13 protein-coding genes and 1 pseudogene are annotated in these 20,583 nt (G+C 71.5%); 5 read left to right on the top strand and 9 right to left on the bottom strand.

The window, feature by feature from the left end:
* The first annotated feature begins 435 nt into the window (after positions 1-435).
* The 3 genes from scpA (at position 436) to IPH07_09750 (ending at position 5,494) form a co-directional block, all read left to right on the top strand.
* Positions 436-2,883, top strand: coding sequence for a methylmalonyl-CoA mutase (gene scpA / locus IPH07_09760; GenBank protein ID MBK6917673.1), 2,448 nt, complete (start codon positions 436-438; stop codon positions 2,881-2,883).
* Positions 2,880-3,884, top strand: coding sequence for a methylmalonyl Co-A mutase-associated GTPase MeaB (gene meaB / locus IPH07_09755; protein ID MBK6917672.1), 1,005 nt, complete (start codon positions 2,880-2,882; stop codon positions 3,882-3,884). Before scpA ends, meaB begins: the two co-directional genes overlap by 4 nt.
* Positions 3,885-4,021: 137 nt before the next feature.
* Complete coding sequence (locus tag IPH07_09750) at positions 4,022-5,494, top strand: hypothetical protein (protein MBK6917671.1); 1,473 nt, start codon at positions 4,022-4,024, stop codon at positions 5,492-5,494.
* Between the two features lie 67 nt (positions 5,495-5,561).
* On the opposite strand, the gene IPH07_09745 is transcribed toward IPH07_09750, so the two are convergent.
* From IPH07_09745 to IPH07_09705, 9 genes and pseudogenes are all read right to left on the bottom strand, one after another.
* Positions 5,562-6,743 carry an acyl-CoA/acyl-ACP dehydrogenase gene (locus IPH07_09745; protein MBK6917670.1) on the bottom strand — a complete coding sequence of 394 codons (1,182 nt, stop codon included), beginning with the start codon at positions 6,741-6,743 and terminating at the stop codon, positions 5,562-5,564.
* A 2-nt stretch (positions 6,744-6,745) separates the two neighbouring features.
* Complete coding sequence (locus tag IPH07_09740; GenBank protein MBK6917669.1) at positions 6,746-7,582, bottom strand: enoyl-CoA hydratase family protein; 837 nt, start codon at positions 7,580-7,582, stop codon at positions 6,746-6,748.
* A 209-nt stretch (positions 7,583-7,791) separates the two neighbouring features.
* A complete protein-coding gene (locus tag IPH07_09735) occupies positions 7,792-8,151 on the bottom strand; it encodes a transposase (GenBank protein ID MBK6917668.1) in 360 nt (119 codons plus the stop codon).
* Positions 8,152-8,366: 215 nt separating this feature from the next.
* Positions 8,367-9,350, bottom strand: a complete 984-nt coding sequence (locus IPH07_09730) for a transposase (protein ID MBK6917667.1) — start codon at positions 9,348-9,350, stop codon at positions 8,367-8,369.
* Between the two features lie 79 nt (positions 9,351-9,429).
* Positions 9,430-9,828 carry a RidA family protein gene (locus IPH07_09725; GenBank protein MBK6917666.1) on the bottom strand — a complete coding sequence of 133 codons (399 nt, stop codon included), beginning with the start codon at positions 9,826-9,828 and terminating at the stop codon, positions 9,430-9,432.
* Positions 9,825-10,607 (bottom strand): SDR family oxidoreductase, encoded by a 783-nt coding sequence (locus IPH07_09720; protein MBK6917665.1) that lies wholly within the window; start codon positions 10,605-10,607, stop codon positions 9,825-9,827. Before IPH07_09720 ends, IPH07_09725 begins: the two co-directional genes overlap by 4 nt.
* A gap of 16 nt (positions 10,608-10,623) precedes the next feature.
* Positions 10,624-13,659: a hypothetical protein gene (locus tag IPH07_09715; protein ID MBK6917664.1), complete on the bottom strand. Its 3,036-nt coding sequence runs from the start codon at positions 13,657-13,659 to the stop codon at positions 10,624-10,626.
* A 60-nt stretch (positions 13,660-13,719) separates the two neighbouring features.
* Entirely contained in the window at positions 13,720-14,889 is a 1,170-nt protein-coding gene (locus tag IPH07_09710) for an EAL domain-containing response regulator (protein MBK6917663.1), read from the bottom strand.
* Positions 14,890-15,021: 132 nt separating this feature from the next.
* A pseudogene (locus IPH07_09705) lies at positions 15,022-16,344 on the bottom strand (cytochrome C).
* 407 nt (positions 16,345-16,751) lie between these two features.
* Between IPH07_09705 and IPH07_09700 the strand changes: the two are divergent.
* The gene (locus IPH07_09700) at positions 16,752-17,660 is read left to right on the top strand and encodes a branched-chain amino acid transaminase (GenBank protein ID MBK6917662.1); all 909 of its coding nucleotides are present in this window, start codon (positions 16,752-16,754) and stop codon (positions 17,658-17,660) included.
* Positions 17,661-17,676: 16 nt separating this feature from the next.
* The gene (locus IPH07_09695) at positions 17,677-20,460 is read left to right on the top strand and encodes an MMPL family transporter (GenBank protein MBK6917661.1); all 2,784 of its coding nucleotides are present in this window, start codon (positions 17,677-17,679) and stop codon (positions 20,458-20,460) included.
* Positions 20,461-20,583 lie beyond the last annotated feature (123 nt).

The raw sequence follows: 20,583 nt of genomic DNA, 5'->3' as shown, positions 1-20,583 counted from the left end.
CGACGAGCTCGCGGCCGCGCTCGGTGGCCTGCTGGTGGCAGTGCGGGCCCGCGAGCGCGCGGGGCACACGGCGTTGCCCGAGCCCGGCGCGTGGATGCTGCGGCTGGGGCTGGGCGGCTCGTTGCTGATCGATGTCGCCAAGCTCCGCGCTGCGCGGGCGCTGGTGACCGCGGTGCTCTCGCGGCTCGGCGGCGCGCCGCCGCAGCTGCAGCTGTGGGCGCGCAGCGGTCGACGCAACCGCGCCGCCACCGACGTCGACACCAACCTGGTGCGTGCCAGCCTCGAGGCCTTCGCCGCCGTCAGCGGCGGCGCCGACGGGATCCTGCTCGAGCCCCATGATCGCCGTCCGGCGAGCCTCGACGACGCGGGCCGCTGGGCCCGCAACATCGTGGCGCTGCTGCAGCACGAGTGCCACCTCGATCGCGTCGCCGATCCATGGGCGGGCGCGTGGGCGATCGAGGACACCACCGCCGCGCTGGCGGCCGCCGCGTGGGCGCGGGTCCGTGGCTTCGAGGCCGCCGGCGGCCTCGGCGAGCCCGCGGTGCAGACCCAGCTGCGCCGCGACGTCGCGGCCACCGCGGCAAAGCGGGTGGCCGCGCTGGTCAGCGGCGAGGAGGTGCTGGTCGGCGCGACCCGTTGGCCGCCGCCCGATCGGTGCACCGATCATCCACTCGCCGAGCCCGGCGTGCTCGCGCTCGAACGACTCGCGCAGGAGGCAGGTGCACGATGAGCGCGCTCGATCGCTTGCTCGCGCACGACGCCGCGGCCCTGCTCGAGGTGCCCGCGGCCGCAGCCGTCGACGCGCGCGGCCCGACCACCACTCCCGAGCGCATCACGGTGCCGTGGCGCCCCCACGCCGAGCTCGTCGAGGCTTCGGGGGCGATGCCGGGCTTCCCACCGTTCCTGCGCGGGCCCTACCCGACGATGTACCTCGAGCACCCGTGGACGATCCGCCAGTACGCCGGCTTCTCCACCGCCGAGGACAGCAACGCGTTCTACCGGCGCAACCTCGCCGCGGGCCAGAAGGGCCTGTCGGTCGCGTTCGACCTCGCAACCCACCGCGGCTACGACTCGGATCATCCCCGCGTGGTGGGTGACGTCGGCATGGCCGGCGTGGCGATCGACTCGATCCTCGACATGCGCATCCTCTTCGACGGTATCCCGCTCGATCGCATGAGCGTGTCGATGACGATGAACGGCGCGGTGCTGCCGATCCTCGCGCTCTACGTGGTCGCCGCCGAGGAACAGGGCGTGGCTCCGGCGCAGCTGTCGGGCACCATCCAGAACGACATCCTCAAGGAGTTCATGGTGCGCAACACGTTCATCTATCCGCCGAAGGAGTCGATGCGGATCGTGGGCGACATCTTCGCGTTCACCGCGGCCCACATGCCGCGCTTCAACAGCATCAGCGTATCCGGCTATCACATGCAGGAAGCGGGTGCGACCGCCGACATCGAGCTGGCCTACACCCTCGCCGACGGGCTCGAGTACGTGCGCACCGGCATCGCCGCGGGGCTCGCGGTCGATGCGTTCGCACCCCGCATCTCGTTCTTCTTCGGCATCGGCATGGACGTGTTCATGGAGGTCGCCAAGCTGCGGGCGGCCCGGCGGCTGTGGGCCGAGCTCATGCGCGACGTCGGCGCAAAGGATCCGAAGTCGTGGATGTTGCGCACGCACTGCCAGACCTCGGGCTGGTCGCTGGCGGCGGCCGACCCCTACAACAACGTCGCGCGTACCGCCTTCGAGGCGCTCGCCGCGGTGCTCGGCGGCACGCAGTCGCTGCATACCAACTCGTTCGACGAGGCGCTCGCGTTGCCCACCGAGCACAGCGCCCGCATCGCCCGCAACACCCAGCTGGTGCTGCAGCACGAGAGCGGCGTGACCGCGAGCATCGATCCCACCGGCGGTAGCGAGTACGTCGAGTACCTCACCCAGTCCCTCGTCGCGCGCGCGCGGGCCCATCTGGCCGAGATCGCCGAGATGGGGGGCATGGCCGCCGCCATCGCGCAGGGCATCCCCAAGCTGCGCATCGAGGAGGCGGCCGCGCGCACGCAGGCCCGCATCGACGGTGGCGAGCAGATCGTCGTCGGCGTCAACGCGCTCGCGCTCGCACACGAGCGAACGATCGACGTGCTGGCGGTCGACAACGCTGCGGTCCGAGCCGCGCAGCTGCGCCGGCTCGCCGAGCTGCGGGCGGGTCGTGACCCGGTGGCGGTGTCGGCCTGCCTCGAGCGCCTGCGCGCGTGTGCCCGCGGCGGCGACGGCAACCTGCTCGCATTGTCGATCGACGCCGCACGTGCACGCGCGACGGTCGGCGAGATCTCGGCCGCGCTCGAGGACGTCTACGGCCGTCACCAGCCCACGTCGCAGGCGGTCGCCGGCGTATACTCGAACACGTTGGCACCGACCGGCACCGATGCCGCCGCAGCGCTGGCCCGCGTGCAAGCGCGGGTGTCGGCGTTCGCGGAGCGCAATGGTCGCCGCCCGCGACTGCTGGTCGCGAAGATGGGCCAGGACGGCCACGATCGCGGCGCCAAGGTCATCGCGACCGGCTTCGCCGACATGGGCTTCGACGTCGACATCGGGCCGCTGTTCGCGACGCCGGAGGAGACTGCCCGCGCCGCGGTCGAGAACGACGTGCACGTCGTCGGTGTCAGCTCGCTCGCCGCGGGCCACCTGACGTTGGTGCCGCAGCTGCGCGCCGCGCTGGCGGCGGCCGGCCGCCCCGACATCGTCGTGGTGACCGGCGGGGTGATCCCACCCCGCGATCACGAAGCGCTGCGGGCCATGGGCGTCGCGGCGGTGTTCGGACCCGGCACCGTACTGACCAGTGCGGCGGGCGAGGTGCTCGACGTGCTCGAGCGCGCGGAGCCCCGGCCATGAACGATCCGGGCGATGCCGATGCGGCGGCCGTCGCGGCACTCGTGGCCGGCGATCGTCGGGCGCTCGCCCGCACCATCACGCTGCTCGAGAGCACCCGCCCGTCCGACCGCGTGCGGGCCGATCGCGTGCTCGCGATGCTGCCGGTCGACGTCGCGGCCCCGGCCTCGCGCATCGGCATCTCGGGCGCGCCGGGGGCCGGCAAGAGCAGCTTCATCGACACCTTCGGCATGGAGCTGCTCGCACAGGGGCACCGCGTCGCGGTGCTGGCGATCGATCCCAGCTCGGCCCGCAGCGGCGGCAGCATCCTGGGCGACAAGACCCGCATGGCCCGGCTCTCGCGCGAGCCCAACGCGTTCATCCGACCGACGCCGGCGCAGGGCCTGCTCGGCGGGGTCGCCCGACACACCCGCGAGTGCATGCTCGTGTGCGAGGCCGCCGGCTTCGACGTCGTGTTGATCGAGACCGTCGGCGTGGGCCAGTCCGAAGTGGAGGTCGCCGACCTCGTCGACACCGTGGTGGTGCTCCTGCTCGCGGGCGGCGGCGACGATCTGCAGGGCATCAAGCGCGGCCTGCTCGAGTGCACCGACATCGTGGTGGTGCCGAAGGCCGACGGCGAGGGGCGGGCCGCCGCGATGCGGGCGGTGGCGACGTTCCAGCACGCGCTGTCGTTCGTGCCACCGCGCGTGGCCGGGTGGTCACAGCCGGTGCTGGCCTGTTCGGCACTGTCCGGAGATGGCATCGCCGCTGTCCGCGAGGCGATCTGGCGCCACCGTGCGTGGCTGCGGGAGGGCGGCCAGCTCGAGGCCCAGCGCGCGGCCCAGCGACTGCGGTGGACCGAATCCGCGGCGATCGAGCTGCTGCGCACGGAATTCCATCGCGATGCCGAGGTCGCGAGCCTGATGCGCGACCTCACACCTGCGCTCTCGAACGGCAGTCTCGCCCCCGATGCCGCGGCACGGCAGCTGGTCGCGTGCTTCCGTGGTCGCCCCGATCCGACGTGACGCGCGCGGGGCAGGGAACCCGCGAGCGGTGCTCGGCGTGCGATGGGCTGACGCGAGCGCCCACGGTGCCCGCGGGTCGGTTGGGACCGCCCCGCGGTTGTTGCACTGCGCGCAGCCTGCGACCACACTCTCGCCCCATGTCGATGCGTCGAAGCTTCTCCCTTCCTGGTTGCTCCGTAGCACTCACCGCAGCGTTCGCGCTGGGTTGCCCCTCCGACGAGCCCGCCGCCACCTCGGATGGATCGAGCTCGTCCGGTGATCCGTCGACCTCGACCGACCCGAGCGCGACGATGACCAGCACCACGATCGCCGACAGCTCGAGCTCGTCGGGCGCCGACTCGTCGAGCTCGGGCTCGGGCGTCGACAGCTCGAGCAGCTCCGGCGCGGCCGCGGCTTGCGGCGACGGCACGCTGGACGACGGCGAGGAGTGCGACGACGGCAACACCGCGATCGACGACGCCTGCACCGCGACCTGCACGGTGCCCTACGAGATCGTGTGGCAGGCCTCGCACAACGGCTCGGCCTCGAACTTCGACTCGGCCGCCGACGTGCTCGTCGACGCCGACGGCAACAGCTACGTGCTGGGCCGCGAGCGCGTGACCGATCAAGCCTCGAACCTGTGGCTGCAGCAGTACATGGCCGACGGCACCGAGGGTTGGACCGTGAGCTTCGACGGCACCGACTCGCTCAACGACAGCGGCGCCGGGCTGACCATGCTCGCCGACGGTGACTTCGTGGTGGTCGGCACCACCGAGTCGACCATGACCGGCGACGACATCCTCATCCTGCGGCTCGACGGCGCCACCCAGATGGTCGAGTGGCAGGTCGTGGTCGACGGCCCCGGCGAGGGCCCGGGCGACAACGACGACGCCGACAGCGCGTCGGACGTGGCGATCGATGCCGACGGCAACATCTACGTGTCCGGCAGCATCCGCATCGGCACCCAGGACTGGGACTTCTGGCTCGGCAAGTACGACGACGCCGGCAACGAGCTGTGGACGGCGACCTACGCCGGCGCCGCGGGGGCCCGAGACTTCACCCGCACCGTGCAGATCGACGACGCCGGCGTGGTGTGGCTGCTGGGCAACGAGCGCCAGGCCAACGACGACGACACCGGCATCGTGCTCGCGTACGACGCCGACGGTGTGGCCCTCGACGCCGACACCCACGAGTTCGATCACTTCATCAACGACATGGCCTTCGACGCCGACGGCAACGTCGTGGTGGTCGGCTCGAACGTACCGGCCAACACCTTCAACGACTTCGTCACCGCCAAGTACGACGACACCTGGACCGAGCTGTGGAGCGTTTCGAAGGACCTCGCCGGCAGCGACGACTTCCCGATCGGCCTGTCGGTCGGCGCGAGCGGCAACGTCTACGTCGCGGGCGCCGGTCAGCGCGTCAACGAGAGCTTCAATGCGGTGCTGGTCGCCTACGACGCCGACGGCGCGCCGCTGTGGGGCGACGAGTGGAACGTGATGGACGCCGACCTCGACGAGCAGTTCTCGGCCACCGCCGAGGACGCCAGCGGCGACCTCATCGTCGTGGGCTACGAGACCGTGCTCGGCGAGCAGAGCAACGCGCTGGTGCGCAAGTACCACGCGCTGTGATGGCGCACCGTGGACGCCCGCAGCCCGCGGGCGTCCGCGTCCGTCGGCTCCGCGCGAGGTGGGCCCGCTAGCTGCGGAACAACGCGCGGGCGATCACCAGCTTCTGGATTTCGCTGGTGCCCTCGTAGATCCGCAGCGCTCGGATCTCGCGGTAGAGCCGTTCGGTGACGTGTCCCACCGTGACGCCGAGGCCACCCAAGCACTGCACCGCGCGATCGATCACGCGCTGGGCCGACTCGGTCGCGTGGAGCTTGGCGAGCGCGCTGTCCTGGGGACCGGCACGCCCGTCGTCGCGAAGCACCGCGGCGCGGTAGACCAGCATCTGCGCAGCGACGTGATCGGTCGCGACCTCGGCGATCGCGAAACGCAGGCCCTGCTGGGTCGCCAGCGGCTTGCCGAACTGCACCCGCCGCTGCAGGTGTGCGACCGCCTCGGCCAGCGCGCGGTCGGCCAGGCCCAGCGCGGCGGCGCCCACGGAGATGCGAAAGACGTCGAGGGTCCCGAACGCCAGCGACAGGCCGTCGCCCACCGCGCCCAAGCGATGGGCCGCGGGCACCTGCACGTCGTCGAGCCGCACGGTGCCGATCGGGTGCGGGGCGATGACCTGGATCGGCGTGACCGACAACCCGGGGGTGTCGCCGGGCAGCCAGAACGCGCCGAAGCGGGGCTTGGCGGCCGGGTCGTCGCCGCCCTCGCGGGCGAACACCACGTAGCTGTCGGCGCACGGTGCATTGGAGATGAAGCACTTCTCACCGCGCAGCCGCACGCCGCCGTCGGCGTCGGGGACCGCGAGCGTGCGCATCGATGCCACGTCGCTGCCGGCCTCGGGCTCGGTGAGGGCGAACGCGCAGATCCGCTGGCCCGCGACCACGCCCGGCAGCACCTGCTCGCGCAGCGCATCACTGCCGCCCTTCGCGATCGCGTGACTGCCCAGGCCCTGCATCACGAACGCGTTGTCGAGCGCACCGCTCTCGCGCGCGAGCCACTGCCGCACGATGCACAGCGCGAGCGTGCGCAGCTGCGGCGAGCTCCCGCCCCACGCCGCCGGCACCACCTCGCGCAGCAGGCCCGCGGCGGCCAGCCGCTCGACGTAGGTGCGCGTGGCCGCGAGGTCGTCGCGCTCGTCGACCGGCGCGGCGCGCAGCTCGGCGCAGAACCGTTCGAGCCGATCCTCGAGCGCGCGCCACTGCGCCGGATCACCGGGGATGAGGCCGAGCTGCCGTTCGAGGATGCGAGGATCGTCGAACATGGTCAGCGCCATCCCGGTGGACGCCCGGCCTTCCACGCCTCGTGGGCCTCGCGGAAGTCGGGGTGTTGCATGCAGATGGCCTGGGCCTGCGCCTCGGCCTCGATCGCGGCCGCGAGCGGCAGCTCGAGCTCGCCACCCAGCATCTGCTTGGTCATGCGCAGCGCGAAGTGGGGGCCGGCCGCCAGCTTGCTCGCCAGCGCGAACGCGGCGGCGTCGACCAGCGCAGGGTCGTCGTCGTCGACCACGCGGGTCGCGAGCCCGATCTGCTCGCAGCGCTCGGCCGGCACGCGCTCGCCGAGCATGAGGATCTCGCTGGCGTGGCCGAGCCCGACCACCCGCGGCAACAGCCAGCTCGCGCCCATGTCGGCGCCCGAGAGCCCGACCTGCGGGAACAAGAACGCGAAGAACGCGTGGCGACCCATCACCCGCAGGTCGCTCGCCAGCGCCATCACGGCGCCCGCGCCCGCGGCGACCCGCTTGACGCTCGCGACGATCGGCAGCCGGCAGCGGCGCATGTTCGCGATGAGCTCACCGGTCATGCGCGTGAACGCGAGCAGGCCCTCGGTGTCGCGTGCGAACAGGTGGCCGATGATGTCCTCGACGTCGCCGCCGGAGCAGAACGCCTTGCCGCGGCCCTGCAGCACCAGCGCCCGCGCGCCCTCCGGGGCAGACGCGCGACGGTCGACGCTCGCGAAGAAGTCGGTGAGCTCGCGGTAGACCGCGAAGGTCAGCGCGTTGTAGCGGTCGGGGCGATCGAGCGTGATGATGCCGACGCGATCGCGCTCCTCGTAGTGGAAGTGCTGCGGCTGCGGCGGTGACGACGGCGGGTCGTGGGGCATGTTGGCGTCCTGAAGCGGAGGTGGGCTAGCAGGCCGTGGTGAAACTCCGCGACACGATAACACCGCCCTCGGACCCCTTGGCGGCGTTGCTCGGAGCTCGAGATACGCCCGGTATCCCTTCGTCCTCGCGTCTTGCCACGGGGTCCGATGACGGCGTTCTCGCGCCACGGAGTTTCACCACAGCCTGCTAGAGAAGCGAACCGCTAAAGTCACGCGGCAAGTGCGGCCTGCAGCTCGATGAGGTTGGCGACGGCGGCGTGGCGCCGGAGGTCGAGCGTGTTCTTGCGGGCGCCCTTGTATCGCGCGCGGTCGCTCTGGAGGCCGCCGATGCGTGCGAGCCTGTGCTCGACGACGACTCGAGCGCGAAGATGCTGTCGTCCGTGCTCCAGTCGCTCTGCGAGCCTCGAGTTTGCGATGCAGGCTCTCATGGGGTGGATTCGGATCGCGCGACCAGCCTTGGCATCAGTGCATCGCGCTCGTAGGCGACAGCGATCGCAGGTCTCGGCACCGAAGTACGCGGTGGGAGTGTTGGCGGAGTACTCGGCCTGTTTGCCAGACGGACAAGTCACGAGTCGTCGGCGAAGGTCGATCTTGAAGGCGCTCTTGCCGAAGCGTCCATGCTTGTTCTGCTCGCGCCAGGGACGACAACGGACTTGCACACCGTCTCCGATCGAGCGCGGCGATCTCGGGATGTGCAAGAGCCGCGGTCGATGAAGAGCTCGTCGAGCTCGCCGTAGGGCGCTACTACTTGGTCAACGAGTGAGGTACAGCCTCGCGTTCCGGGTTAGTTGGCGGGTCGCGCTTCGGCTGCGAGCACGAGCGGCGCGTCGATCGAAGTCGCGATGTAGCGCTTGTAGCCGTTGAAGGCCTGTGAGCGGGTTTTTCGGCCGTGGCGCATCTCCGGGTCGCCGACGGAGCAGACGCGGTCTTCAGCGACGCCCTTGCGGATCCGTACTCGTCTCGGTCGCTCGGGATCGGGCTCGGTATCTTGGTGGAGGACGCGCTCGAGCAGAACCGCGGCCTGCTCGACCTCACGCTCCTTCATCGCGTCAGGAGCCCGGGCGCGTGCCCAGTCCAGCAGCGCTTGTGCTTCACCGACGAGTCGTTGCAGCGCTTCACTACGCTGGTCGCGATCATCCCAGTCGATGTCCAGTGCAGCCTTGATGCTGCTGCCCTGCAGCAGCGTGAGCCTGGCTTCGGCGATGATCGTGTCCTCCTCGACCGCAGCGATCTTCGCAAGTGCACTGACGAGCTTACCCATCGCCTGTCCGATCAAGTTCCAGGTGTCAGCGACGCGGCCGCGACCTCGCAGCGGCGATGAGTCGAACGCGGCCTTGAGCTTCTGCCAACCGAAGCCGCCAGTCCTCTTCGCGAGCTCGACGGTGCGCTCGAGCAATCTGCGGTCGAGGTCGTGCGCGGCCATCCGCTCGCGGAAGCGCGGCAGACTACCCTGCCCGAACGGAGCCTTCTCTTCGCCAAGTAGCCCCAGCACGAGCTGCCAGCGCGGATTCATCTCGGCTTCTTCGACCGCAGCGGCGTCGCTCGTCTGGGTGTACGCCTGCAACAGCACGACCATCGCCAGCAGCGCCGGCGGTACGGGCTCTTGACCGCGCGGCTCGTAAGCCCGAGCGAGCTCCTCTTGGAACTCCGGCGTGAACAGCTCGGCTCGGATCTCTCGCAGGAACACGAAGAAGCGGCTCGGCTTGCGCATGCGCGCCACCAGCCGCTGCTCCTCGGCGCTCAGCTTCGTAGGGACCTTCCACAGCATCGTGAGTGACCTCGCTCGCCAAACGAGATCACAGCGACACACCCTTGTCGATCCCCCTCGACCTTAGCGGATCGCCTCTCTAGGGGAGCACCGCGAGGCCCTGGATCTCGACCAGCGCGCGGTCCTCGACCAGCGCGGAGACCTCGACCAGCGCCATCGCGGGATAGTGGCGTCCGAAGTGCGTGCGCCAGATCGACGACAACGCCCTGGTAGCCGCGAGGTAGCGCTGCTTGTCGGTGACGAACACGGTCAGCGAGATGACGTCGCTGGCGTGGCCGCCAGCGGCCTCGACCACCGCGACGACGTTGGCGAGGCACTGCCCGAACTGCGCGTCGAGCTCGTCGGAGACGATGCGCTGCTGGGCGTCCCACGCGATCTGGCCCGCGATCGCGAGCAGCTCGCCGCGCTTGGCCATGCCGTTGACATAGCCACGCGGCGCGGCCCAGTCGGCGGGTTGGATCGGACGTGCGTCGCTCATAGCGTGGTCTCTCCCCCATCGAGCGCGAGCGCCTGGCCGTGCACGGCCGCGGCGGCCGCGGACACCAGGTACACGACCATGGCGGCGACCTCGTCGGCCGTCACCAGGCGGTGCTGTGGCGAGAAGCGGGCCAGCTCCGCGCGCGCATCGGCCTCGCTGCGACCCGTGGTCGCGCCGATGCGCGCCGCCGCGTCGCGCACGATGTCGGTGTCGACGAAGCCCGGGCACACCGCGTTGACAGTGACGCCGCGGGTCGCGTACTCGGCCGCGATCGCCCGCGCCAGCGCGAGTACGCCGCCCTTGCTGGCGGCGTAGGCGGCGGTGTAGCGGTAGCCCTTGAGCGCGGCGGTCGAGGCGATCATCACCACCCGACCGAAGCCGCGCTCCGCCATCCCCGGCACCAGCGCGCGGCACAGTCGAAACGGCGCCTCGAGGTTGATGCCCATCACGCTGGCCCAGGTCGCGTCGTCGGTTCGGCGCAGCGAGGCCGAGGGGGCGATGCCGGCGTTGCACACCAAGACGTCGATCGGCATGCCGGCGACCTCGTCGACCAGCGCGGCGCGGCCCTCGGGCGTGCCGAGATCGGCGGCGATGCTCGCGAGCACATCGGCGCCGCGGTCACGGGCGGCGGCCGCGACCTCGGCCAACGCCGCACTCGTGCGGGCGGTCAGCACCAGGTCGTGGTCGCCCGCGAGGCTGGTGGCGACGGTGGCTCCGATGCCGCGGCTCGCACCGGTGACGAGCGCGAGCCTGCGCGGGGCGCCAGCGGGTTGGTTCATCGCGGGCGGCAGTCTATCAGGGCCGAGCGTCGACCGCGAACAGGGCCACGTCACGCAGCCACACCGCATCATCGTCGTCAGCGGCGAGCAGCCGCACGGACCACCGCACCGCCGACACGTCACCGCGCCAGCGCAGCCGCGGTGATTGCCAGCTGCGCTCGCGGCTGGCCGGTGCAGGGACGCTCGCGACCAGCACGTCGTCGGCGCGCAGCTCGAGCGTCGCGGGTCCCGACAGCGCCGTGGCCGACAGCGCGATCACGAGGTCGACCGCGTTCACCCGCGGATCCATCGGCTCGACATCGAAGGACACCGGGAGCTCGCGCGAGACCTGCAGGCTGACGCCGCGGATCGGGGTGCCACCGGCGATGCCAGGGCGCCAACGCGAGAGGCCGCGACCGAAGCGCCAGCGCACCGGCGTGACCGCGTGCCCGAGATCGTCGGGCGGCAGGAACGCGACCGTCTCGGGTGGCTGCACGAGCGCGGTCGACTGCTCGCGGCCGAGCAGCATCACCTCGTCGACGCCGCCGAAGCGACAGGGCCCGTCGCCGCGGGCCCTCGCGGCCCCCCACAGCCGCATGCGCTGCGGCGGATGGGCGACCGAGAACGGGCCCAGCGTCGTGCGCGAGCGGGCCGCGGTCGCGAGCAGCCCGGTGCCGCGCAGCTCGCCGTCGATCTCGACCCGCCACTGCTCGTTCTCGCCGGCGGTGCCCGGCAGCGCGCGCACGACCACCGCACCGACCTCGAAGTCGACCCGCGGCAGCTCGAGCTCGAGCGGCAGCTCGGGCTGTAGGCATCGCGCATCCTCACCGGGTGCCGCATGCAGTCTCGGCACCGCGGCGCCGCGATCGACGACCACGCGACCGTCGGGATCGAGCCGCACGTGCGCGACCTCGTCCTCACGTGCGACCACGACCTCGAACAGCGCCATGCGCAGGCTGTCGCGCGTCACCGCGGTCGGCAGTCCGTCGTCGCGTGGGGTCAGGCGATCGGTGACCAGCTCGAGCCCGACCGCCGGCAGCGCGACGAACGGCGGCGGTAGCAGATCGTCGATCGCCGCCTCGGCCGTGTCGCCGCGCTCGGGCATGCTGGCGTGGGTGGCCTCGCCGAGCAGCAGGAACACCCGTGGCGCGGCGCGCCCGTGGCGTGCCGGGGCCGCGACCATCAGGCTGTAGAGGCTCGCGAACGCGGCCTCGCGGGTATGGTACGGCAGCACCGCACGGCCGTCGCGGACGGCCAGCGCACCGGCGACCTGGTTGAACGTGTGCCCGTGGTGCCAGCCCTCGCCACCGGCGATGACGATCGCGTCGGCGGGCACGCGCTCCGCCAGGGCGTCGACGATGCGACCCGCGCCCGCGTACTCGCGCAGGCGCAGCTGCGGCGCGCGCAGCCACGGCCAGGCGATCGCGAACAGCCACATCGCCGCGAGCCCGGCCGCCAACGCGCCCCGCAGCGGGGGCACGCGGGCGCCGGCATGCGGCAGCAACCTCGCGAGCAGCGCGGTCGCGCCGATGCAGGCGAGCGGCAGCAGCTCGGGCACGAGGTAGCGCCCGTAGTAGTAGAGGCCGAACTTCGGCAGGCTGCGCGCGCCGTAGAGCACGACGGTTGCGACCACCATCGCGAGGATCGCCAGCAGCCAGCCGGTCGCCGCGTCGTCGTCACGCCATCGCCATCGCCACAGCGTGAGCACCACGCCGAGCCCGCCCGGCACGAGCAGCGCCGGGCCCAGGGCGGGCAGCAGCGCGTCGAGCCGCGACCACGGCGGGTGGGGTGGCCCCGCGCGCACGGCCCAGGCCGCGAGCGCGAGCACCAGCGCGAGCGCCAGCGCCGGCACGCACAGCCCTCGCAGCCGTGGCAGCCACGGCGACGCCGCCAGCCGCCCGCGCGGTCCGAACACCAGCTCGTCGACGCTCCACCAGATCGCGACTGCGATGCCGGTTGCGACCACCAACGCCATCGGCGACGGGCTCGCGCCGCCGCTGGGCAGGCGCGCCAGCTCGTCGTGCAGGTAGGGAAACACCGACGACGCGTGCGCGAGCACGCTGGCCGCGAGCATCGCGAGGAACACCGCGGTCGCGCGATGACGCGTGCGACCGTGGGGCAGCAGCCACAGCACCGCCAGCATCGGCGCGGCGGTGATCCATGCGTTGCCGCGCACCCATGCGGTCGCGCCCAGCGCGAACGCGGTCAGCGTGAGCTCGTCGTCACCGCGGTCGCGGGCACGCAGCGCTGCGAGCACCGCCACCAACGTGAGCAGGCCGGTGAGCGGCTCGGTGAGGGTGTTGCGATGCACCCACGTCGACAGCGGCGCGATGCTCGAGGCCAGTGCGGGTAGCAGCGCCAGCGCCGGGTTCGACCACAGCCGTCGCGACACCGCCCACAGCGCGAGCACCCCGAGCACGCCCTCGACGAGCACCAACAGCGACGGGCCGAGCACGGGCGCGAGCCAGTACGACACCGCCATCGCGCTGGGGTGCAGGTGGAAAAACTGCGGCACCACGAGGCCGCGCTCGCGATCGGCGAGGTACCAGCCGGGGCGGTAGCCGGCCTCGTAGATGTCGTCGCGCCACGCCTCCGCGCGTCGCGGATGGAGCCCCAACAGATCGTCGTCGTGATCGGTGGCCGCGTCACGGACGATCGGATCGACCATCGCGTGATCGCCCTCGCGCGCCGACCACTGCGCGCGCAGCAGGTAGGTGCCCTGATCGCGACCGGCGAGCTCGTATGGCATCGGCGGCCAGCGCAGTGCGGTCGCGCCGAGCACCAACGCCGCGCCCAGCAGCCAGTGCCACCGCCCACCGGCGTCGGCAGCCGGCGTTCGGGCAGGCGCGCGCCAGGGAAACCACGCCAGCGCCAGCGCGGCGCAGGCCAGCGCCACCGCCCCGGGCGTCAGCCACCCGCACAGACCGAGCAGGCTCGCGATCACGCCGACCACCGTGATCGTGACGCTCGGCACGATCACCAGCGCGTCGAGTCCAAGGCGATCGTGCGCGCGCCAGCGCCACAGCTGCGCGAACACGAACGCCGTCAACGCCAGGGCCAGCGCGAGCGCCATCGCGCGCGAGCATACGCGCGCCGGCGCGGGCGTGCATCCGCGCCGTATGCCGGCGATCCGTCAGGCCGCGCGCTCTTCGGACAGCCGCGCGAGCACCTCGTCGGAGAGCGCCGGACGGGCGTAGTAGTAGCCCTGCAACAGGCCCGCGCCGCAGCGCCGCACGCACTCCGACTCGGCGGCGGTCTCGATGCCCTCGGCGACCACGTGGGTGTCGGTGGCCTCCGCGAAGCGGCACAGCAGATCGAAGAGCCGTTGCTTGCGCGGCGTCTTGTCGATGTCGCGCACGATGCTCATGTCGATCTTGATGAAGCGAGGCTGCAGCGCGGCCAGCACCGACAGCGAGCTGTAGCCCGAGCCGAGGTCGTCGACCGCAATCGAGAAGCCCCGACCCAACACCGCCTCGATCGATCGCTCCCAGCCCTGCGCGTCGGTCAGCGAGCTGCGCTCGGTGATCTCGAAGACCACGCGATCGCAGCACGACTGCAGCAGCGACAACCGCTCGCCGAGGCCGTCGGGATCGCCGAGCTCGTGGGGATGGAGGTTGACGAACAGCTTGATGTCGCGGGGCAGTCGCGTCAGGATGTCGCGCGCACGCATCGCCACCGCGAGCCCGAGCCGACCGATGAGGCCGTGCTCCTCGGCGGCCCGCAGCACCGACAGCGGTCCGTTCAGCACCGGGTCGGCGCTGCGCAGCAGCGCCTCGTAGGCGAACACGGTGCCGTCCGGCTGGACGATCGGCTGCAGCGCGAGCTTGAGGTCGGGGCTCGACAGCAACGAGACCAGCCGCACCCGCGCGCTGGCCCGGTGCACCCGCTGGAGATCGCCGAACGCCTCGAGCAGCCGTTGCTTGCTGGTGAGGGCGTCTTGCACGACCGCCGCCAGCCCCGCGGGGCCGATCGGCTTCTCGAGCAGGTGCGTCGCCATGCCGACGTTGACGGCGTCGAGGGTGGTCTCGAGATCGAGGCTGCCGGTCAACAGCACGCGCGTGCAGACCGGTTGGATCACGCTCAAGCGCTGCAGCACCTCGATGCCGTCCATGTTCGGCATCGAGCGATCGACGATCGCGAGATCGAGCAGGCGCTCCTTCGCGATCTCCAGGGCCGAGGCACCGTCGCTGCTCTGGATGACCTCGTGCCCGTCGGCTTGGATGAGCGAGGCGACGGCGCGGCGAACCGCCGGGTCGTCATCGACGACCAGCACGACGGCCGAATGGTTGCTGTCGTTGGGCAAGTTGCGGTCTCTCCACCGCGGCGCATCGTCCATCGACGCGCGCATCCAGAGCATCAGATCGGGCCACGCCGGGTTCGCGAGGTTGGGGCTGCGGGCGCGCCGCGGCTCGCCCGCGCCGGCGCCGGCCCCAGCTCACAGACAAAGCAGGTAGGCCACGAGGTCGTCCTTCTCCTGCGGCGACAGCTGCAGCTGCAGCACCAGGTTGAAGAACTCGACCGCGTCGTGGAGCGTCGGCAGGCGGCCGTCGTGCAGGTAGGGCGGGGTGTCCTTGATGCCGCGCAGCGGGAAGTTCTTGATCGGACCCTCCGGGCGCCCGACGTAGAACCGCTCGACCTGCAGGTCGTGCATGTAGTCGTCGACGAAGGCCGGGCCGCCGTGGCAGGTCCCACACTGGGCCTTGCCGAAGAACAGCGCCTCACCGCGCAGCTCGGCCGGGGTCGCCTTGGCGGTGTCGAGCCGCATCATCGGGGTCAGCTTGGGCGCGGGCGGGAAGTCGATGATGGCGTTGAAGTCGCCCATCCGATTGCTGACCTGCCGCTGCGCCGCGCGGGCGCCGAGCGCCTGCATGAGTGCCGGATCGCCGTCGAAGTATTCCTCGACCTCTGCGAAGTGGTCCATCGAGCGGATCGATCGCTTCGACGACAGCTGCATGAGGTTGTAGTTGCCGCGCATGCTCGGGGTGTCGGTGCGCAGACGCGCCTCGTTGGGCCGGGCGTCGGGCGCCAGCTCGAAGGCGCCGTTGGTGTGGCCGTTGACGTGGCACGAGAAGCACGCGACCCCGACGCTCGGCTCGGCGGTCACGCGGTGGTGGGTCTGGTTGAACCACGTCGTCGGCGTGGGGCGCAGCAGCTCCTTGAGGCCCTCCATCTGCTCGCCGGTCAGCAAGCCGTCGAACAGCTCGAAGTAGTTGCCGAGCGTGACCTCGCGACCGCGGGTGACGTCGCCGAGCTCCTTGTGCGTGGTCAGGAACAGCGGCGGCGGGAACTCGGGCAGGTACCCGTCCGGCATGTCGTGATCGAGGTCGATGCGCTCGAACTCCGGGTGCACCACCAGCCACTCGCGTGGGAACACCATGTGCGCCGTGGTCTGCAGCGGGTGTGCGAGCGGCTTGTAGGGGAACAGGTCGCGCTCGCGGATCTCGTCGGGGGTGAGCCGTGCGAGGTCTTCGAAGCGCTTGATGGCGTCGGGTAGTCGCGCGACCGGGCCCGCCATCACCGGCTTGCCGCCGGACATGGTCGCGCCCGCGATCGCGCGGCCGTTGAAGTCGAACCGTGACGCCATGTACGTCGCGACGTCGGCCATCAGCAGCGGCTTCTGCTTCGCGTGCAGCTCGACCCACGCGTCCCAGCCCATCGGCAGCTCGGGGGAGCCCCACGACGATGCACCGCGGCCGGCGTAGCGCCAGAGATCGAAGGGCGTGCGCGTGCCCGGCGGACCGCCGGGGTAGGGCATGAGCAGCTCGGCGGCGTTGGGACCGAGGCCGAAGTCGCCGCTGCGGGTCGCCGCGTAGCCGGCCGGCGTCTGCTTCAGATAGAGGTCGCCCGGCGACGGCTCGCGCGGCGCGATCGGATCGTGGCTCGGCGTGACCGCGGCGATCGTCGCCGCGTTCGATGCCGTCGGCGGCGCGACGTCACCTGCCGGCGACGTGCAGGCACCTGCGAACGAGACCACCACGAGCCATCTGCGCATGGCCCTTGGATTGCGCACGGTGATGCGGCGTCGTCAAGGCGCGTTCCCTCGTTCGCGGCGCAAACTCACGGCCTCGAGCGGCGCGCGCGAGGAGGCGCGCCCGATCCACGATCGAGCCTCGGGGTTTTGACCTGGCTCCCCGCGCGCTCCTTCTGGCATCCTCCCCGACAACGATGACCACGTACTTCGACGGCAAGTGGGTCGATGACGCCGATGCGACCGTGAACGTGCGGTCGCGCGCGCTGAACTACGGCCTCGGCTGCTTCGGCGGTGTACGGGGATACCTGGCCGACGACGGCCGGCAGGTGCTGGTGTTCCGTCTCGACGCGCACGTGCAGCGGCTGGCCGAGTCGGCCCGCGTGCTGCACCTGCGCATGCCCGGCAGCCTCGCCGACGTCGCCGAGCTGCACCTCGAGCTGCTGCGGCGCAACGAGGTGCACCACGACGTCTACATCCGGCCGTTGTTGATGCACAACTCGACCGCGATGGCGCCGGTGCTCGACGAGAGCACCACCAGCTTCACCATCTACTGCCTGCCGCTCAAGCGATACATCGACAAGGACGCGATCGACGTCTGCATTAGCTCGTGGCGCCGGGTGGCCGACAACGCGATTCCGGCGCGCACCAAGCCCACCGGCGCCTATCTCAACAGCGCGCTGGCCCGGCGCGAGGCCTTCGACGGCGGCTTCGACGAGGCCATCTTGCTGACCGAGGCCGGCAAGGTCTCCGAGGGCAGCGCCGAGCACGTCTTCATGGTTCGACGTGGGGCGCTCGTGAGCCCGCCGTCGACCCAGGACAACCTCGACGGCATCACGCGCCGCAGCCTCATCGAGATGGCGACCCAGGATCTGGGCCTCTCGTTCAGCGAGCGCGAGATCGGACGAACCGAGCTCTACGTCGCCGACGAGCTGTTCTTGTGCGGCACCGGGGCGCAGATCACCCCGGTGCGCAGCGTCGATCGCCGCACGCTCGGCGATGGCGGCATCGGCCCGGTCACGCGACGCCTGCAGCAGCACTTCGACGACGTGGTCCACGGCCGCGTCGCCAGCCGCAAGCACTGGCTGTTCCCGACCTGGGGCTAGCACGCGGAACCCTCCGATGGCCGACGCCGGTTCCACGCCGCGCACCGACGTGCACCCCATCGTGCGGGCGCGGTGGGCCATCTTGCTGGTGTTCGCGGCGCTTTGTGCCTGGCTGATCCCCGGGGTGACGTCGCTCGAGCACGACGACGATGTGCTTGCGTTCCTCCCGCCCGAGCACCCCGATGTCGTGGCTTTCCACGAGGTCGCGGATCGCTTCGGCATGCTCGAGGTGGCGCTGGTCGGCGTGCGTGCGCCGGCCGGCGAGGATCTGCTGACCGCCGAGCGTGCGGAGGCGGTGCGCTCGCTCTCGCAGGCGCTCGCGGGACTGCCGGGTGTCCGGCTCGTGCTCGACTACCCCTCGCTGCCCGATCTCAAGGTCGAGGGCGACACACTCGCGGTCGATCCCCTCGTGCCCAAGGGCATGGCCGACCCGGCCACCATCCGCGCGCGCGTGCTCGGCAGCCGCGATGCGGTCGGCAACCTCATCTCGGCCGATGGCACCGCCGCGACGCTGCTGGTGTACCTGTTGCCGCCCAGCGAGCTACGCGGTGAGCGGGCCGCGCGGCTCGATGCGATCCGCGAGACCGTGGCGGCCCACTGGGACGCAGAGGCCTACTTCGGCGGGGCGCCGTTCGTCGAGATGACCGCGGCGACGTCGTCGCGCAGCGACAGCCAACGGCTGTCACCGATCGTCATCGCCGTGCTCACGGTGGTGTCGGCGATCCTGTTGGGTAGCGTCACCGGTGCGCTGCTCAACCTGGTCGTGGCGGGCATCGGCGTGGCGCTGGTGGTCGGCGCGCACGGGCGCTTCGGCGAACCCTTCACCATCGTGTCGAGCACCACGCCGGTCATGATGGTCGCGCTCGGCGGTGCGTTCGGCATGCACCTCATCTCCGGCTACCAGCGGCAGCAGGGCGATGCGGCCGCGCGCGCGAGCGCAGCGCTGCGCGAGCTGTGGGTCGCGGTGGTGTTGTCGGCGGCGACCACGGCAGTCGCATTCTTCGCGTTGATCGTCATGCCGCAGGTGCCGATGCGGCGCTTCGGGGTCGTGACCGGTGCGGGCGTGCTGGGCCTGCTGCTCATCGCGCTCTTGGTGCTGCCGGCGTTGCTGTCGCTGCTGCCTGCGCGCTGGCTGGCCTACAAGCCGCCGCGCAAGCTGCCGCTGCCCTTCCGGCCACCGGCGTGGCTGCTGCTGGCGTTGGCGATCGGCTGTGGCTGGGCGGCCACGCGGCTGCGCGCCGATGCGGACACCCGCAACGTGTTCGATGCCCACAGCGAGCCCGCGCGCACCGACGCCTTCTTCAACGAGCACTTCGGCGGCTCGCAGTTCATTCAGATCGCCATCAATGCCGACATGCGCGAGCCGGTGGTGCTGCGGGCGATCCGTGACCTCACCGATCAGCTGCGGATCATCGACGGCGTCAGCGACGTGCGCTCCCTGGTCGAGCCGGTCGAGATGCTCACCGAGGGTTTCGGCGGCCGCCACGGCCTGCCGCGCGACGAGGCCCAGGCCCGGCGGGTGCTCTCGAACCTCGCCGATCACCCGGCGATGTCGCAGCTGCTCGTGCCCGATCTCGAGGGCGCGATCATCCACGTCAAGCTCGCACCGCGCAGCACCGAGGCCTTGTCCGAGATCACCCGCGCGGTGCGTGCGGTCGTGGCCGCCGCGCCGGCCGGGCCACTGGCGGTGGGCAGCCACGATGACCCCGAGGTGGCCGCCGACCAACGACGCACGGTGGAGCAGCGCGTGCAGGCGCAGTTCGGCGTCGAGCCCGAGACCTTCGCCACGCTGCTCGACCCCTCCGTCGCCGAGGCGGCGATGCGCACGGAGGCGGCCCGCCTGCGCGACCGCGCGTTGCTGACCGACGAGGTGATCGAGCCGCTCACGCCCGAGGAGATCACCGGCGTCGAGGTCGAGCAGCTGTTGGCGCGCCGCGGCGACGCGCTGCGGTCGTACCTGGCCGAGCGACTGCCGCAGCTGGTCGCGCGGGACCCGGAGGGCCCGAAGTACGTCGCGCGCGAGCTCGAGCGCTGGCTCGACGATGCCCGGGCGAGCGTGCGGATGTCGGCGATTTGCGAGCGGCTCGGGCTTGCGAAGACCGACGCCGCCGCGGCCAAGCCGGTGGTCCCCGAGGGCCTCGAAGGTCTCGGCTTCGACGACGGGCCTGCGGCCGTCGTGATCGCGCAGGGCAGCCCCTGCGGTCGCTTCGCCGACGTCTTCTCCGAGCTCGATGATCCCCACTGGGCGGTGCCCGTCGGTGCTGCCACCCCGCCGGTGCGCACGCTGCCGTGGCGGGTTCAGCTCACTGGTCAACCGCTCATCGGCGAGGCCTACGCCGCCAGCGTGACCGACAGCCTGCTGCGTTCCACCGTCGTCTCGTTCCTCGCGCTCGGCCTCGTGCTGCTCATCGGTCGCCACGGCCGCGCGATCGTGCCGGCGACCTGGACCGTGCTCGTCACGATGGGCGTCATCGCCATGCTCGGTCATCCCATCGGGGTCGGGACGTCGATGGTCTCGTGCATCGCCATGGGTGCGGGCGTGGATTTCGCCATCCACTTGAGCGTGCGCGCCCGCGTCGCGACCTCGGATCACCCCGGCGAAGAGGCGGTCGACGAACTCGGCGGTGTGGTGGTCGTCACAGGCCTGCAGCTCGCCGCTGCGTTCGCGGTGATGCTGGCCTCGGAGATGCCGCCGCTGCGACAGTTCGGGGTCGGACTCGCGATCGGCCTGCTGCTGGCCGCGGCCGGTGCCGTGTCGTTCGCACCGATCCTGCACCCACGGCGTCGCCGGGACCGATAGCCGCGACCGCGGCGTCGGTGGGCAATCGCTTGCACATGGGCGCGGCCGCACGCGAGCGGGTGTCGCATCGACGCAACACCCTGGATTCGGCAGTGATCCGGAGGGCTTCGGCTCCGGCGTCGA

This window comes from Deltaproteobacteria bacterium (genome assembly GCA_016709225.1).
Lineage (GTDB): Bacteria > Myxococcota_A > Polyangia > Nannocystales > Nannocystaceae > Xiheibacterium > Xiheibacterium phototrophicum.
This window is presented reverse-complemented; position numbering and strand designations above follow the sequence as displayed.

Coding starts and splice junctions, on each gene's coding strand:
- IPH07_09730 (MBK6917667.1), bottom strand. CDS start 9,350: ATGCTGTGGAAGGTCCCTACGAAGCTGAGCGCCGAGGAGCAGCGGCTG.
- IPH07_09750 (MBK6917671.1), top strand. CDS start 4,022: ATGTCGATGCGTCGAAGCTTCTCCCTTCCTGGTTGCTCCGTAGCACTC.
- IPH07_09715 (MBK6917664.1), bottom strand. CDS start 13,659: ATGGCGCTCGCGCTGGCCCTGGCGTTGACGGCGTTCGTGTTCGCGCAG.
- meaB (MBK6917672.1), top strand. CDS start 2,880: ATGAACGATCCGGGCGATGCCGATGCGGCGGCCGTCGCGGCACTCGTG.
- IPH07_09745 (MBK6917670.1), bottom strand. CDS start 6,743: ATGTTCGACGATCCTCGCATCCTCGAACGGCAGCTCGGCCTCATCCCC.
- scpA (MBK6917673.1), top strand. CDS start 436: ATGGGCGGGCGCGTGGGCGATCGAGGACACCACCGCCGCGCTGGCGGC.
- IPH07_09720 (MBK6917665.1), bottom strand. CDS start 10,607: ATGAACCAACCCGCTGGCGCCCCGCGCAGGCTCGCGCTCGTCACCGGT.
- IPH07_09740 (MBK6917669.1), bottom strand. CDS start 7,582: ATGCCCCACGACCCGCCGTCGTCACCGCCGCAGCCGCAGCACTTCCAC.
- IPH07_09695 (MBK6917661.1), top strand. CDS start 17,677: ATGGCCGACGCCGGTTCCACGCCGCGCACCGACGTGCACCCCATCGTG.
- IPH07_09725 (MBK6917666.1), bottom strand. CDS start 9,828: ATGAGCGACGCACGTCCGATCCAACCCGCCGACTGGGCCGCGCCGCGT.
- IPH07_09700 (MBK6917662.1), top strand. CDS start 16,752: ATGACCACGTACTTCGACGGCAAGTGGGTCGATGACGCCGATGCGACC.